The following is a 13,885-nucleotide window of genomic DNA, read 5'->3' as shown; positions in this document are numbered from 1 at the left end:
TGTGTGAATGTTATTTTTGCATTAATGTTTAATCCAAAACGTTCAAAATTAATGAAAAATATACCATTGCTTAGACCAAATGCAATTTTGATCGCAATTATTTCGGTTGCCATAGTTATAAGCACTAATTATCAAGCGTTTACACAAGAATATAAAATAAAAACCATCGTCATTGACGCTGGTCACGGTGGTAAAGACGGGTCGACGAGAGGTGAGTATTCTACGGAGAAAGATGTGGCATTAAAGACGGCTTTACGCCTTGGAGCGGCCATAGAGGCCAATATGAAAGATGTTAAGGTCATTTACACCCGATCGACAGATGTTTTCATCCCTTTATACGAGCGCATCGCCATTGCAAACAATGCGAAGGCAGATTTGTTTATCTCCATTCACTGCAATGATATGCCGCTGATCCGTTCATCGGTCGTTACCGGTTACAAAAAGGTAAAAGGCAAGCGGGTACCGATCAGGAGCAGTGTGTACCGGAAGAGCACTTCTACCCGTGGGGTGGAGACTTTTGTTTCCGGTATGGGGAGGATCAACGAACAGGACGAGGTGATCAAGCGTGAGAATGCGGCGATCTTCCTTGAAGACAACTATAAAGAAAACTATGAGGGTTTTGACCCCAATAATGCGGAAAACTATATCATTCTTTCGCTGATGAAGAACACTTTCCGCACGCAGAGCCTGAAGCTGGCGAAGCTCGTGCAGGATGAATATGTGAATGTTGGCCGCGTGAACCGCGGTGTACAGGAGAAGAGCCTGGCGGTACTTGCCCGGGCTGGGATGCCGGCGATCCTGACGGAGATCGGTTTCATCAGTAACCCTGCAGAAGAGGACTATATGAACTCCGAAGCCGGACAGGAAGAGATCACCAACTGCCTGTTAAAGGCCATTCAAAACTATCAGCGGAGCATAGAAGGATAAAGAAAGAGAAACGCATCATAAACGATAAAAGAAAAAAGAAACAAAGAGCAACCTGATGACCTTAAAAAAAAGCACACTCCTACTTCTCATCTTATCAATTAGCGCCCAATTTGCCTTCTCACAGGGATATAAAGTAAAAACCATTGTCATTGATGCCGGGCACGGCGGTGGTAAACCCGGAGCTGCGGGAACCTATTCCAAAGAAAAAAATGTGGCCTTGCAGGTTGCACTCAAGCTGGGCAAGAAGTTCGAGGATGAAATGCCTGAACTCAAGATCCTTTACACACGTAAGACGGACGTAGACGTCGACTTTTATAAAAGGGCTGACATTGCCAATGACGCCAAAGCAGACATTTTCATCTCCATACACTGTAACTCCATGCCGGACAGGCGTGTAGTCACCGGTTATACCAAAACGAAGAGTGGTAAAAAGGTACCTAAATACGGTTACGTGAAGAATAGCATCACCAGTGGCACGGAGACTTTTGTGGCCGGCACACACCGTTTGAATGAGCAGGATGTAGCCATTCGTGAGAATGCCGACATCAAGCTGGAAAAAAACTACAAACAAAATTATGATGGTTATGATCCGAATGATCCCGAAACATTTATTATACTATCTTTGTTTAAGAATACATTTAGAGACAAAAGCCTGAAATTAGCCAGTCTGATCCAGGACAATTATACCAATGTCAATAAAAGAGTCAACCGGGGCGTCAAGGAACAGGGGATTTTGATCCTTCAGCGGGTGGGTATGCCAGCTGTATTAACTGAAATTGGATTTATATCCAATCCTACAGAGGAAGACTATTTGAATTCAGCCAGTGGGCAGGAAGAGATTGTAACTGCAATCTTCAATGCCGTGAAAACCTATAAGAGACAAACAGAAGTAAATTAAGTAAACGCAGATACGTGAAAATAGCAAACGAAACCAAAGTAGGCATAATGGCTGCCTTTTCCATAGCCTTGTTAATCATTGGCTACAATTTCTTAAAAGGGAATGCCATCTTTTCCAGTGAAACGGTATTGTATGCCAAATATTCTCATGTTGATGGCCTCGGGGTTTCCAAACCCGTACTGATCAATGGGTATCAGATCGGCCGTGTCGATTTGCTGACGCTTCAGCCTGATGGGTCGATCATTGCTACGCTGAAGATCAAAGGAAAATATGAAATCCCTAAAAACAGTATCGCAAAGCTGGAAAGCATAGATTTGCTGGGAGGTAAAGCGATTGTGATGCAGCTGGGCACAGGGAACATCTATGCACAGGACGGCGATACGCTGAATGCCAATGTAGCTAAAGGTCTGCTGGAAACCGTACAACCGGTGCAGAAAAAAGCAGAAGTGATCATTGCGAAAATGGATTCCATCCTGACCAGCGTAAACTCCATACTGAACCCCAACTTCCAGAAAAATGTAGACAAAAGCTTCAACAGCATAGCCTCTACCCTTTCTTCACTGGAAGCTACATCTAAAAAGGTGGATAATCTGGTAGGGTCTGAAGGGTCCAGAATCTCTGCGATCCTTGCCAACGTAGAAGCGATCTCTGCAAACCTTAAGAACAATAACGACAAGATCAATGGTATCCTGACCAACATCAATACGGTTACGGACCAGGTCGCAGCAGCGAACTTCAAGCAGACCATCGACAACGCCAACAAAGCTGTGGCCGACCTGCAGGGCATCGTAAGCAAAGTGAACAATGGCCAGGGCACTTTAGGATTGCTGGTTAACGATACCAAAATGTATGACAACCTGAACAATGCTTCCATGAACCTGGACAAACTGATCATAGACCTGAAAGAAAACCCTAAACGTTATGTACACTTCTCGGTGTTCGGCGGCGGAAATAAAAAAGATAAATAGGTACCTGATAGCGGTATCAAAAGGAAACGGGAGCAGTTGATGAAACTGCTCCCGTTTTTTATGTGGTACAATAAGAAAAGCTGAGTTTTAAATCTGATAGGTCGTCCCTTCGATGGCCAGCTGTGTATGCTCGAATACGTTTATCGCTTCTTCAAGCAAAGGCTGTAAGATCTTGTATCTCGATGAAAAGTGTCCGATAAGTAGTTTTCTGGCGCCTACCATTTTAGCGGCTTCAGCAGCCTGTAATGCAGTTGTATGATGCGTTTGATTTGCCCGGTCCAGCATTTCATGAAGAAAAGTAGCTTCATGATACAAAAGGTCGCAGTTGGCAATCACCGGAAGATAGCTGTCGTTGAACAAGGTATCCGAGCAATAACAATAACTTCTCGGTTGATCAGAATCTACGGTATACTCTTCGTTCCTCAATAAACGCCCATCCGGAAAATTTAAGTCTGCACCTCTTTTCAGCAGGGAGTAATAGTTGATCGGGACATTTTCGGCCTCCAGCTTTTCAATCATGAGTTTGCGCAACCGCTTTTTCTCGGTAAATTTAAAACCAGTGCAGGGAATCCTGTGGTTGAGGACGATCGATTCCACGCTCACATCCTGGTTCTCAAAGATGGTCCGGGATACATCGGCAACCAGGGGTACAAATTCAATGTCGTACCGGATCACCGTTTCAGAATGGCGGAACTGAAGTTCCAGAATTTCCATTAAGGGACCAGGAGCAAAGATATAAATGGGTTTGATACGTCCATTAAGGTGCATGGTAGACAACAGGCCGATCAGACCAAAATAATGGTCCCCATGCAGGTGACTGATGAATATATAGTCGATTTTACTGGCTTTGATGCCATACCTGATGAGTTGCTGCTGGGTCCCCTCACCACAGTCGATCAGGTAAAATTTCTCATTACAGTTTAACAGTTGTGCAGTGGGATTTCTATTGTATACGGGAGTGGCAGAGCTACTGCCCAAAATAGTTACCTCAAACTTCATTAATCTTTCGCTACGCTCCCCAATAATTCCTTCTCTATCTCTTCCATGAAGATCAGGTCTTCTGCCTCGTCCAGTCTGGACACGATGGTCAGTGATTCATCCAGGTTACACATCTCCAGGATGGTACCGACTACGCCATTGACGCCGGTGATGATGAACAGGCCGTTTGCACTTTTACAAAGGCGGTCGCCCACCAGCAGGCTGCTGAGGTCCTGTGAGTCATTACATTCTTTGATGCTGGACATGTCCAGTACAATGTTATGGTAGCCCAATGAGTTCAATAAAATGAACTCAGATTTCAACTTAGGCGTATTGTCGTTGGTAAAGCGGCTCTCCCTAAGCTTGAGCACTACATACTTTTCATGCTTGTCTACTGAAAATTTCATGATATTGGTCGATTTGTTTGTAATGCTAAAATAGGAAATTTTATCAGCTTTTTAACAGTGATCTCGAGAATTACTAAAAAGGGAGTGCCGGAAAGACACCCCCTTAAGTTGCTGATCTGCTAAAATTTCAGCAATGATCGTTTAAAATGAGCTAATGTTACGATTTAGCAGGCATTACAATTTAGCAAGTGCTGCCGTTACATTGACTTCAATCCGCTGAGTGACATCAGCAGTTTCATTTTTTTGAAAGGTATCACCCGTGATCTGCTCATAAAGCTCGATGTAGCGTTCCGATATGGAGTTGACAATTTCAGGTGTCATGACCGGAACCACCTGGCCGTCTTTCCCCTGAAACCCATTTTCTATTAACCATTTGCGAACAAATTCCTTCGAAAGCTGCTTCTGCGGCTCATTGGCATCCTGCCTTTCCTGGTATCCTTCCGCGTAAAAGTAACGTGAAGAATCCGGTGTATGGATTTCATCGATGAGGAAGATTTCTTCCCCAACTTTACCAAATTCATATTTTGTGTCCACAAGGATCAATCCGCGACTGGCAGCCATTTCTGTACCGCGGGCATATAGTGCCAGCGTATAGGCTTCCAATTGCTCATAATCCGCCAGCGATACAATGCCTTTGGCGAGGATGTCTTCTCTTGAAATGTCTTCATCATGACCGACTGAAGCCTTCGTTGTAGGCGTGATGATGGGTGCCGGCAACTGATCATTTTCTTTCAGTCCCTCTGGCAGTGCCACGCCACATACGCTGCGTCTGCCGGCACTGTATTCTCTCCAGGCATGACCTGCAAGATAACCACGTACTACCATTTCTACCTTGAAGGGCTCGCAGATGCGTCCGATGGTAACCATTTCGTCAGGAACAGACAGCACCCAGTTGGGCACGATGTCCTGTGTAGCGGTCAGAAACTTAGCGGCGATCTGGTTCAGCACCTGTCCCTTGAAAGGGATGGCTTCAGGTAGTACTACGTCAAACGCCGAGATCCTGTCCGTCACTACCATCGCCATAAATTCATCGTTTATGGTGTATACGTCGCGCACTTTTCCCTTGTAAAAATTGGTTTGCTTCGGAAAGCTGAAATTGGTTTCTTTAATTGCTGTCATGGTGTTTGCCAAAGAACTGTTGTTATGTTATGATGTTTATTGTCTGATGTAATATCACATTATTGTCTGACGTAATATCAAAAATCAAACGCTTGATATTTCCAGCGCAAATTACCGAATATTGAATGATAAATACCAGAAATCAAGCCGATATTATTGGATATCGCCGTATGCTTTCAGGATTCTCTTCACCAGCTTATGACGCACCACGTCCTCTCCCGTCAGGTAGATCGTTTCAATACCAGGGATATCGTCAAGGATACGCAGGGCATTGTGAAGACCTGACATCTGTTTTTTGGGAAGGTCAATCTGGGTAACATCACCCGTTACGATAAACTTTGCAGAAGGCCCCATACGGGTAAGGAACATCTTCAGCTGCAGGTCTGTGGAGTTCTGCGCCTCATCAAGGATCACGAAACAGTTGTCGAGCGTCCTACCGCGCATAAACGCAAGCGGGGCGATCTCTATTGTTCTGTTTTCGATGTATAACTTCAGTTTATCAGGAGGGATCATGTCATCCAGCGCATCGTATAACGGGCGAAGGTAAGGATCCACCTTTTCCTTCAGGTCGCCGGGCAGGAAGCCGAGACTCTCCCCTGCTTCTACCGCAGGTCTGGTGAGTATGATTCTTTTAATTTCTTTATTTTTCAGTGCACGCACCGCCAGGGCTACCGCAGTATAGGTTTTTCCCGTTCCTGCAGGGCCAATGGCAAATAGGACATCATTCTTTGCAATGCTGTCCACCATCCGGCGTTGATTTACCGTGCGGGCCTTCACCATCAGTCCATTCGTGCCGTATACGATCACCTCACCACCTCCACTGCTGCTGGCCGCCGGTTTATCGGGGGCTACCTCAGTTTCCGCAGGTGCGCGTTTCGATGAAAGAATAGATTCTACGTCATTTCCCGTTAACGAACTATATTTCTCCAGCTGGTTTAACAGCAGATTGTATTTTTGTTCAAAAACTTTGAGCTCCTTTTCATCTCCCAGGACCTTTACTTCCGTTCCTCTGGCCACAACTTTAAGCTTAGGGAAGGCATTCTTAATCAGCTCGTAGTGCTCGTTATTAGTACCCCAAAACTGTACCGGATCAACCGATTCTAGTGTTAATTTTAGTTCGTTCAAAATATTGTTTTTTAGAATGAGGTGTATATTTTGATATAAAAATTGAATATTTGTACGCGATTTGCCGCTTACGCAAGATTAAGAATAAATATTCAATTTTTAATGGCCATTATTACATTAACAACAGATTTAGGCTCGAAAGATTTCTATCAGGCTGCCCTCAAAGGTAGCATCCTGACGGCACTCCCTACAGCCAATATTGTTGATGTCACACACGAGGTACCCTCCTTTAACATCTCCTATGCGGCCTTTGTACTGAAGAATGTTTATCCTTACTTCCCGAAGGGCACCGTACACCTGATCGGGATTGATTCCGTGTTCAGTGAAAACACGAAATACATCGCCCTGAAACATAGGGACCATTATTTTGTGGGCGCAGACAACGGCATCTTCTCGCTCCTTTTTGAGGAGAAAGCAGAGGAGATCGTGGAGATCAACATCATGCAGGACCTGAAGTACCTGCATTTCCCCCTTGTGGACATCTTCGTGAAGGCGGCTACCCATCTTGCGCGGGGAGGCAAGCTGAAGGAAATCGGGATGCCTGCGGATGGTGTGGAAGAACGTATGCTGCTCAATCCGGTAATAGAAAGAGACATCATCAGAGGAAGTGTCATTTACATTGACAACTTCTGCAATGTGATCACCAACATCACTAAGGAGCTGTTTACGAAGATCCAGCGCAACCGCGACTTCACCCTGTACTTCCGCAAAAGTGAAACCATCACGCAGTTGAGCTGGCATTACAATGAAGTGCCCGAGGGCGAGAAACTCTGTCTTTTTGGCATCAGTAACCACCTGGAGATCGCCATCAATAAAGGAAAAGCCAGTGGACTGCTGGGGTTACACCTCAGCGACATCGTCAGGGTAGAATTCCATCCCTAGTCTGCATACAGGCATAGTGTTTGCTTGTCTCCCATAAAATGAAGACTATGCCCAGAAACCTGTTACTCCTGCTGCTTACCGGATTTTTATCTGCTGCAACCCTGTCTGTTCATGGTGCCGTTCTGCAGGCCGATACCAGTGCCTACCAGTTTCAGCGGTTAAAGATCAATGGTTTACTTGCAGAACGCAGCGCGCGGTTCGGCCAGTACGACCAGAGTCTGAATGCACGTACAGGGATCTTCGGCTTTCAAACCAAAAGGGACATCAAAAACTCCAATGAGATCCTCCGCCAGATTGTGCTGAATGACAACAACATTTTTAAGGAGCTCAAGATTCTGATGGACTACAAAGATCAGGAGGTGAAACAGGTAATGACCAATGCCAGCAGCAGCAACAGCAGGATTGAAAGTTATATGGTCGCCATCAAGAAGCTGCAGGACCAGCGACAAAAATTAAGAGAAGAGGTGACCGCCACGGAGAGGGCAAAAGACCTGGCCCATTATATCATTCTTTTTCTGATCATGATTATGGCTGCTGGCAGCTATGTTTTTATGAAAAAAATCAGGCACCAGCCACTGATGAAGTAACCTCCGGTACAAAGAATGTATCTGTTTATCATTAAAAAAGAAGCTCATGAAAAAACAACTTTTCAAAGCACTGGTCAGATTGAATAAACTGGTGCTTCCAGTGTTATCAAAAAAAGATCCAATGAAACTGACCAATGTACAGAAGGCAATTATTGCTTACCGCTACTGGGCATTAACCAATTCACTGAGTTAATTAAAGTAACTGGTCAGCAACCCTACGAGGAATTTTGGTTCCACCCAGGTAGATTTTGGAGGCATCACCCCTGCCGCATCTGCCACGGCGATGACCTGTTCTACAGAAGTCGGGAACAAGGTAAATGCAACGCTGTACAGTCCGTGGTCTACGTGCGACTGTAATGCTGTGACTGGTGTTTTTCCGCCTTCAAACGTAATGCGGGCATCTGTGCGAGGATCCTTAATCCTGAGGATGGGCTCCAGGATGAACCGCTGTAAGATGCTGACGTCCAATACCGCGACAGGATCATTTGCATCATAAAGATTGAGCTTGGGTATCAGCCTATGCCATTGTCCGGCGACATACATACCGATGTGGTGCAGCTGGTCAGGCTTCAACGGTCCATCCAGAAGCTCCACCTCAAAGGACACCTTCAGGGCAGTGATGAACTCCTCCAGGCTCAATCCAGCCAGATCTCTTACCAGCCGGTTAAACTCCAGCACTTTCACCTCCCCTGTATTCATGTACACCGTGGTAAAATAATTATAACTCTCCTGGCCAGTATGTTTTCCCTCATTCAAGGCTTGTTTCTGCAGTCCCATCTTCACCATGGAAGCAATGCGGTGATGGCCGTCAGCGATGTACACCGCAGGCATCTTAGCAAAAGCATCTACCAGTCGCTGTACATCCGAAGGATCTGAGATGGCCCAAACCGTATGTTTACTATGGTCGTCAAAGGTAAAATCAAGTGCAGGAGTCTGTTGCACATATTGATCAATTACCAGGTCAACCACAGGATCAGGATGATAAGTGATGAGTACCGGATTGGCATCCAGTCCCGTTTGCTGAAGGTAATCTGCCAGCAATTTTTCACGGCGCTCCACCGTAGCTTCATGTTTTTTTATATGCCCGTTCAGGTAATCCCCGATGTGTGTTAAGGTCCATATCCCTTTCTGTATCAAGCCATCGTGCTCTGCCCGGTACACATAGATGCAAGGTTGTTGTTCCTGAACCAGGTAATGGTGATCTATAAAACCTTCGAAGTTTTCGGTGATTTTCTTGAAGATCAGCTCCTGCCTGCTTCCCCTGAGGTAGGGATTGTCAAGCTCCGGATTGATCAGGTGCAGGAAACTGCATGAATTTTCAGAAGCGATCAGCCTGGCTTCGCCCGTCCCGTAATTCTCGAGAGGACGCGTCACCACCCTGGATTGCAGTTGCTCCGCAGGTCTTAGTCCGCAGAAAGGTTTAATATTTGGCATAAGTTAGTTGGTAATGGAACTGTGACCACTTCAGGCTTTGCCTTTTGCCATCACAGTTCCATTGGTATGGAGGGCTATTTATTAAAGTGCTCGATAATTAACGAGGCCAGTTCGGCGCCTATGCGTTCCTGAGCTTCATTAGTAGCGGCGCCGATATGTGGGGTCAGGGAGATCTTCGGATGCGCCAGGATCGCCTCATTAGGCGTAGGCTCATTGTCGAAAACATCTAATCCTGCGAAGGATACTTTACCACTATCCAAAGCAGCAATCAGGGCCGCTTCATCTATTGTACCACCTCTGGAGCAGTTTACTACCGCTACACCATCTTTCATCTTTGCAAATTCCTCAGCACCCAGGATTGGCCTGTCTGCAAAAGGTGTATGTAAGCTGATGAAATCACTATTGGCAATCACCTCATCCAGCGATACTGTTTTCACAGGAATCGGTACCTGGATGCCTCCCTGAAGATTTAGGGTCAGGTTGCCATCAAAAGGAAAAAGGTCATAGGCAAGGACATTCATGCCCAGACCCAGTGCCACCGTAGCCGTTTCACGACCGATTCTTCCGAAACCAATGATACCGATGGTTTTGCCTCTCAGCTCAATCCCTTTGGCATATGCTTTTTTAAGCGCATTGAATTTCGTTGCCCCTTCAGCAGGCATCTTTCTGTTAGCATCCTGCAGGAAACGAACACCAGTAAACAAGTGTGCGAACACCAGCTCCGCTACCGAAAGTGAAGAAGCTGCAGGTGTATTGACTACAGCAATACCTTTACTGCGTGCATATTCAACATCAATGTTGTCCATGCCCACACCACCTCTGCCGATCAGTTTAATGTTAGGCACCTGATCCAGCAGTTCCTGACGAACTTTAGTGGCGCTGCGGACAGTGATGCCATCATAGTTTTTCAAGGCTTCTGCCAGTTGATCCTGAGGAACTGTTTCTGTATCTACTACAAAACCAGCTTTTTCCAGTAACGCTTTACCGATAGGATCTATCCCGTCGTTTGCAAGTATCTTAATCATTAATCTATCTTTTATGGGTGTTTTTCAGCAAAAATCTGCATTAATTCAACTAAAGTATGGACGCTGGTGATTGGCAGCGCATTATAAATCGAAGCTCTGAAACCGCCTACACTTCTGTGTCCTTTCAAACCTTCGATGCCATTTTCCTCTACGAATTTCAGGAAAGGCTTTTCCAGCTCCGGATTTTCCATCACGAAACAAACGTTCATTCTGGAACGGTCTTCTACAGCGCAGGTACCCTTAAACAAAGGATTTCTGTCGATCTCTGTATATAAGGCTTTCGCTTTGGCGATGTTTTCCCTTTCAATTTCCGCAACACCACCTTTAGATTTTAACCACCTCAGGTTCAGCATTGCTACATAGATAGAGAATACCGGTGGCGTGTTGTACATAGAACCGCCGTCGATGTGGACTTTGTAGTCCAGCATGGAAGGGATTTTCCTTCCTGATTTACCAAGGATCTCATCTTTTACGATCACTACCGTTAAACCTGCAGGGCCGATATTTTTCTGTGCACCAGCATAGATCAGGTCGAACTTGCTCACGTCAATCACGCGGCTCATGATGTCTGAAGACATGTCACAAACTACAGGAACGCTGGTCTCAGGGAAGTCGAACAACTCTGTACCATAAATGGTATTGTTGGAAGTGCAATGGAAGTAGGCACTATCCTCAGGGATGCTGTAGTCCTTAGGAACGAAGGTAAAGTTTGATGATTTTGAGGAAGCCACAATATTTGCAGTTCCGAAAGTAGCGACTTCTTTGATCGCTTTGTTTGCCCATACACCAGTTTCCAAATAACTGGCAGTTTTACCTTCCGGTAAGAGGTTCATAGGAACCATGGCAAATTGCAGGCTCGCGCCACCTTGTAAAAAGAGAACGGAATAACCGGCAGGAACATTTAACAATTCTTTAACCAGCTTACCAGCTTCTTCTACGACACCCTCAAACTCGGATGTGCGGTGCGAGATCTCCAGAATAGACAAGCCGTCTTTGAAATCTAATACTGCTTGTGATGCTTGCTTGAAAACTTCCTGTGGTAAAATACAGGGTCCAGCGCCGAAATTATGTCTCATTTTATTGCTAATTTATATTGTTTGTAAATGTAATATTTTATACCATTTAGTGGTGGGAATTTTTAAACTTAATGATTAATTTGAAGTTCAGCTGCCTGCCGGTAAGGTAATTGGGCACGGCGTATTGTACATTGTCAATATCCCTGAGCCATAAATAAGAAACTGTGTTATTTATGTTCAAAAGATTGAAGATTTCTACAAATAAAGCAAAGGAGCTGAAATTTTTATCCAGGAAAGCCGGCTTTCGAAGAGAAGAATCGTCGAGAAAGTCTTTTGAAAAGCCGATATCAATCCTTTTGTAGGCAGGAATATTAAAACTGTCAGAATAACGGTTTAGCAAAGGGGCGCCCACAGGGAGTTTTGAACCATAGAGCAGGTTGAGATGCACTTTATAACCCGGGCTATTCTGCAGCCTGTCCTGAAAAAAGGCAGAGAAGTTGATGCGCTGATCCGTCGGGCGTTTCATGTATCCTTCATTGTCACCTCGGATGTCCTGTCTGGCGTTCATCAGCGACACCCTGAAGTAAGATATCAGGTCTTTGACAAACTCCCCTCCGACCCCAAAGTCGGCCCCCATCGTATATCCTGTAGCCAGCTGGTTCGCCAGGTATTTGATCCTTACATTGTCCATCATGTACGGGATCAGCCGGTCCTGATACTTGAAATATAGTTCTGTGCTGAACTTCAATCGTGTGCCCAGGCCATCAAATGCATAGTCCAGTCCCCCGGAAGTATTATAAGACCTTTGTGCCTTCTGACCAAGGTTTAGCAGTCCCTGGAAGTCCCGCAGACTGCGGTAGTCTGGCGCCTGCTGGTAGATCCCTGCGCTGAAGCGGAAGATGCGGTTGTTGCTGGCAGGTCGATAGGCCAGCAGCAGGCGCGGACTGATCAGCAGCTGCCTGCTGAAGGTATTGAAGTTCCCCCGCACACCAAGTTGCAGATCAGTACGAGGCGACAGGCTATAGCTATCCTGCGTATATGCAGTGAAATACTGGATGGCCAGTTTATTCTGTGCATTGATTTGATATCCTTCATAAAAGCCACCCAGACCTTTATTCACAAAGTAACCCGCAGAATCTACCTGGCTGTATTCGTAGAGGTTATCATTGTATTTCTTATGCTCAAACCGAAGACCCCAGGAAAACGTATGACTGTTAAAAGTCTGATCTGCCTTGATTTCAGAAGCAAAAACATTTGAAGTCAGGTTGTTATGCGCATAGCTGATGTAACGTCCTGTCCCGCCGCTTCCGCTGTTTTGAGGAATGCCATCCGTTACCCCAATGTTGTTGCTGAGCTCGTCCAGGTCATAACTTGCAGCAATGTCTATGCGCTCCCGCTCCAGCGTATTAAAGTAGCTGTTGATCCAACGCAGCACCAGATTGGAAACAGGTGTATATACGGCCGTCACTGCTGCCCCTGCCGTCTGGTAGTCGTCCTGTTCCTCCCCGTCATAGCTCAGGTTCAGTCTTAATGTTTTATTTAAAGTACCAAATTCCGTCTGTCTGTTTTCAGGGACGAGTTTAAAAAGCCCGCTGTTGAAATTACCGAGAAAGTTGAGGCTGAATTTAGAGGAAATGTTGTGGTGGTAGATCAGCTGTGCATCGCCAAAGCTGGGGGTATAACTCCCCCTGGTATCCTGCCCGCTCAAGACACTGTTATTATTCTTATAACGCATTCCTGCAAGCAGATAACTATTTTCATATAAAATTTTAGTGCTGAAGGAAGCGCCTGTCAACCCGGCAATCAGTGTAGCCTGCGTGCTGTCTGGACGCCCGTATTTTAAGTCGAGCACCGACGACAGCTTATCACCATAGCGTGCCTCGAAACCACCGGCAGAGAACTTTGCCGAGCTGAGCAGTTCGCTGTTGATGGAGCTCAGTCCCTCCTGCTGTCCATTCCTGATGAGCACAGGCCTGTTGATTTCAATATCATTGATGTAGACCAGGTTCTCATCGAAGTTGCCGCCACGGACGCTGTACTGCGCGCTCAGCTCATTGTTGACCGATACACCCGGCAGGGTTTTGATCAGCGTTTCAAAGTTTCCGGAGGCGGAAGGCATGGATGATACATCAGCGATGTTCAGGGTGATGCTATTGCTCAGCTGGTTTTGCCTGGTGGTGATGGTGACCTGTTCCAGCTCGCTGACGCTGGCCTCCAGCACTACGTCCTGAACCACTCGCCCTGCCTGCTCATGCTCCACCTGGAGCATGACGGTTTTGTAACCCAGCAGATTGTATTTCAGGGTGAAGGCAGTAGTAATTGAATAAATGGTGTAGTTGCCATTTTCGTCGGTAAGTGTCGACTGGCTCTGACCAACCACCATGACGGTGACTTTGGGCAGTGGATGTTTATTTTCGTCCGTTAGTTTGCCTGTAATTTTGACAAGTGGCTGCGCCCTCAGCAAGGCGGGGATAAGCAGCATACTTAAAAACAGCAGGTATATTTTGGACATCAGCCTC

Annotated in this window: 14 protein-coding genes; 6 read left to right on the top strand and 8 right to left on the bottom strand. The window is 45.9% G+C overall.

Going from position 1 to position 13,885, the window contains the following annotated elements; genetic code table 11:
* Window positions 1-24: 24 nt before the first annotated feature.
* Genes PBAL39_RS02795 through PBAL39_RS02785 form a run of 3 tightly spaced genes read left to right on the top strand, consistent with a single transcriptional unit; the run spans window position 25 to window position 2,793 of the window.
* On the top strand, window positions 25-927 hold the full coding sequence (locus tag PBAL39_RS02795; RefSeq protein WP_008238056.1) for an N-acetylmuramoyl-L-alanine amidase: 903 nt from the start codon (window positions 25-27) through the stop codon (window positions 925-927).
* Between the two features lie 55 nt (window positions 928-982).
* Complete coding sequence (locus tag PBAL39_RS02790) at window positions 983-1,825, top strand: N-acetylmuramoyl-L-alanine amidase (RefSeq protein WP_008238055.1); 843 nt, start codon at window positions 983-985, stop codon at window positions 1,823-1,825.
* A 14-nt stretch (window positions 1,826-1,839) separates the two neighbouring features.
* Window positions 1,840-2,793, top strand: coding sequence for an MlaD family protein (locus tag PBAL39_RS02785; protein WP_039866008.1), 954 nt, complete (start codon window positions 1,840-1,842; stop codon window positions 2,791-2,793).
* An 87-nt stretch (window positions 2,794-2,880) separates the two neighbouring features.
* On the opposite strand, the gene PBAL39_RS02780 is transcribed toward PBAL39_RS02785, so the two are convergent.
* The 4 genes from PBAL39_RS02780 to PBAL39_RS02765 all read right to left on the bottom strand — a co-directional run bounded on the left by PBAL39_RS02780 (window position 2,881) and on the right by PBAL39_RS02765 (window position 6,422).
* Window positions 2,881-3,792, bottom strand: a complete 912-nt coding sequence (locus tag PBAL39_RS02780; RefSeq protein WP_008238053.1) for a ribonuclease Z — start codon at window positions 3,790-3,792, stop codon at window positions 2,881-2,883.
* Window positions 3,792-4,178: an STAS domain-containing protein gene (locus PBAL39_RS02775; protein WP_008238052.1), complete on the bottom strand. Its 387-nt coding sequence runs from the start codon at window positions 4,176-4,178 to the stop codon at window positions 3,792-3,794. Before PBAL39_RS02775 ends, PBAL39_RS02780 begins: the two co-directional genes overlap by 1 nt.
* 174 nt (window positions 4,179-4,352) lie before the next feature.
* Window positions 4,353-5,297, bottom strand: coding sequence for a phosphoribosylaminoimidazolesuccinocarboxamide synthase (locus tag PBAL39_RS02770; RefSeq protein ID WP_008238051.1), 945 nt, complete (start codon window positions 5,295-5,297; stop codon window positions 4,353-4,355).
* Between the two features lie 153 nt (window positions 5,298-5,450).
* Entirely contained in the window at window positions 5,451-6,422 is a 972-nt protein-coding gene (locus PBAL39_RS02765) for a PhoH family protein (RefSeq protein ID WP_008238050.1), read from the bottom strand.
* Between the two features lie 102 nt (window positions 6,423-6,524).
* Between PBAL39_RS02765 and PBAL39_RS02760 the strand changes: the two genes are divergently transcribed.
* From PBAL39_RS02760 to PBAL39_RS25520, 3 genes are read left to right on the top strand one after another with little or no spacing between them, the layout of a single operon-like run.
* Window positions 6,525-7,304, top strand: a complete 780-nt coding sequence (locus PBAL39_RS02760; protein ID WP_008238049.1) for an S-adenosyl-l-methionine hydroxide adenosyltransferase family protein — start codon at window positions 6,525-6,527, stop codon at window positions 7,302-7,304.
* A gap of 47 nt (window positions 7,305-7,351) precedes the next feature.
* On the top strand, window positions 7,352-7,891 hold the full coding sequence (locus PBAL39_RS02755; protein ID WP_008238048.1) for a hypothetical protein: 540 nt from the start codon (window positions 7,352-7,354) through the stop codon (window positions 7,889-7,891).
* 46 nt (window positions 7,892-7,937) lie between these two features.
* Window positions 7,938-8,084: a hypothetical protein gene (locus PBAL39_RS25520; RefSeq protein ID WP_008238047.1), complete on the top strand. Its 147-nt coding sequence runs from the start codon at window positions 7,938-7,940 to the stop codon at window positions 8,082-8,084.
* Here PBAL39_RS25520 and PBAL39_RS02750 read toward each other — a convergent pair.
* The 4 genes from PBAL39_RS02750 to PBAL39_RS02735 all read right to left on the bottom strand — a co-directional run bounded on the left by PBAL39_RS02750 (window position 8,081) and on the right by PBAL39_RS02735 (window position 13,878).
* Window positions 8,081-9,325: a DUF1015 domain-containing protein gene (locus PBAL39_RS02750; protein ID WP_008238046.1), complete on the bottom strand. Its 1,245-nt coding sequence runs from the start codon at window positions 9,323-9,325 to the stop codon at window positions 8,081-8,083. The genes PBAL39_RS25520 and PBAL39_RS02750 overlap by 4 nt on opposite strands.
* A gap of 74 nt (window positions 9,326-9,399) precedes the next feature.
* Window positions 9,400-10,350, bottom strand: a complete 951-nt coding sequence (locus PBAL39_RS02745) for a D-2-hydroxyacid dehydrogenase (RefSeq protein WP_008238045.1) — start codon at window positions 10,348-10,350, stop codon at window positions 9,400-9,402.
* Between the two features lie 11 nt (window positions 10,351-10,361).
* Window positions 10,362-11,426, bottom strand: coding sequence for a 3-phosphoserine/phosphohydroxythreonine transaminase (serC, locus tag PBAL39_RS02740; RefSeq protein ID WP_008238044.1), 1,065 nt, complete (start codon window positions 11,424-11,426; stop codon window positions 10,362-10,364).
* A 46-nt stretch (window positions 11,427-11,472) separates the two neighbouring features.
* Window positions 11,473-13,878: a TonB-dependent receptor gene (locus PBAL39_RS02735; protein WP_008238043.1), complete on the bottom strand. Its 2,406-nt coding sequence runs from the start codon at window positions 13,876-13,878 to the stop codon at window positions 11,473-11,475.
* Window positions 13,879-13,885: the final 7 nt, after the last annotated feature.

It is taken from the genome of Pedobacter sp. BAL39 (assembly GCF_000170795.1).
Taxonomy (GTDB): Bacteria; Bacteroidota; Bacteroidia; order Sphingobacteriales; family Sphingobacteriaceae; genus Pedobacter.
This window is presented reverse-complemented; position numbering and strand designations above follow the sequence as displayed.

What these genes read in the sequence shown, in the direction of transcription:
- PBAL39_RS02790 (WP_008238055.1), top strand. Translation starts at nt 983, where the DNA reads ATGACCTTAAAAAAAAGCACACTCCTACTTCTCATCTTATCAATTAGC.
- PBAL39_RS02795 (WP_008238056.1), top strand. Translation starts at nt 25, where the DNA reads ATGTTTAATCCAAAACGTTCAAAATTAATGAAAAATATACCATTGCTT.
- PBAL39_RS25520 (WP_008238047.1), top strand. Translation starts at nt 7,938, where the DNA reads ATGAAAAAACAACTTTTCAAAGCACTGGTCAGATTGAATAAACTGGTG.
- PBAL39_RS02770 (WP_008238051.1), bottom strand. Translation starts at nt 5,297, where the DNA reads ATGACAGCAATTAAAGAAACCAATTTCAGCTTTCCGAAGCAAACCAAT.
- serC (WP_008238044.1), bottom strand. Translation starts at nt 11,426, where the DNA reads ATGAGACATAATTTCGGCGCTGGACCCTGTATTTTACCACAGGAAGTT.
- PBAL39_RS02755 (WP_008238048.1), top strand. Translation starts at nt 7,352, where the DNA reads ATGCCCAGAAACCTGTTACTCCTGCTGCTTACCGGATTTTTATCTGCT.
- PBAL39_RS02750 (WP_008238046.1), bottom strand. Translation starts at nt 9,325, where the DNA reads ATGCCAAATATTAAACCTTTCTGCGGACTAAGACCTGCGGAGCAACTG.
- PBAL39_RS02745 (WP_008238045.1), bottom strand. Translation starts at nt 10,350, where the DNA reads ATGATTAAGATACTTGCAAACGACGGGATAGATCCTATCGGTAAAGCG.
- PBAL39_RS02780 (WP_008238053.1), bottom strand. Translation starts at nt 3,792, where the DNA reads ATGAAGTTTGAGGTAACTATTTTGGGCAGTAGCTCTGCCACTCCCGTA.
- PBAL39_RS02760 (WP_008238049.1), top strand. Translation starts at nt 6,525, where the DNA reads ATGGCCATTATTACATTAACAACAGATTTAGGCTCGAAAGATTTCTAT.
- PBAL39_RS02775 (WP_008238052.1), bottom strand. Translation starts at nt 4,178, where the DNA reads ATGAAATTTTCAGTAGACAAGCATGAAAAGTATGTAGTGCTCAAGCTT.
- PBAL39_RS02735 (WP_008238043.1), bottom strand. Translation starts at nt 13,878, where the DNA reads ATGTCCAAAATATACCTGCTGTTTTTAAGTATGCTGCTTATCCCCGCC.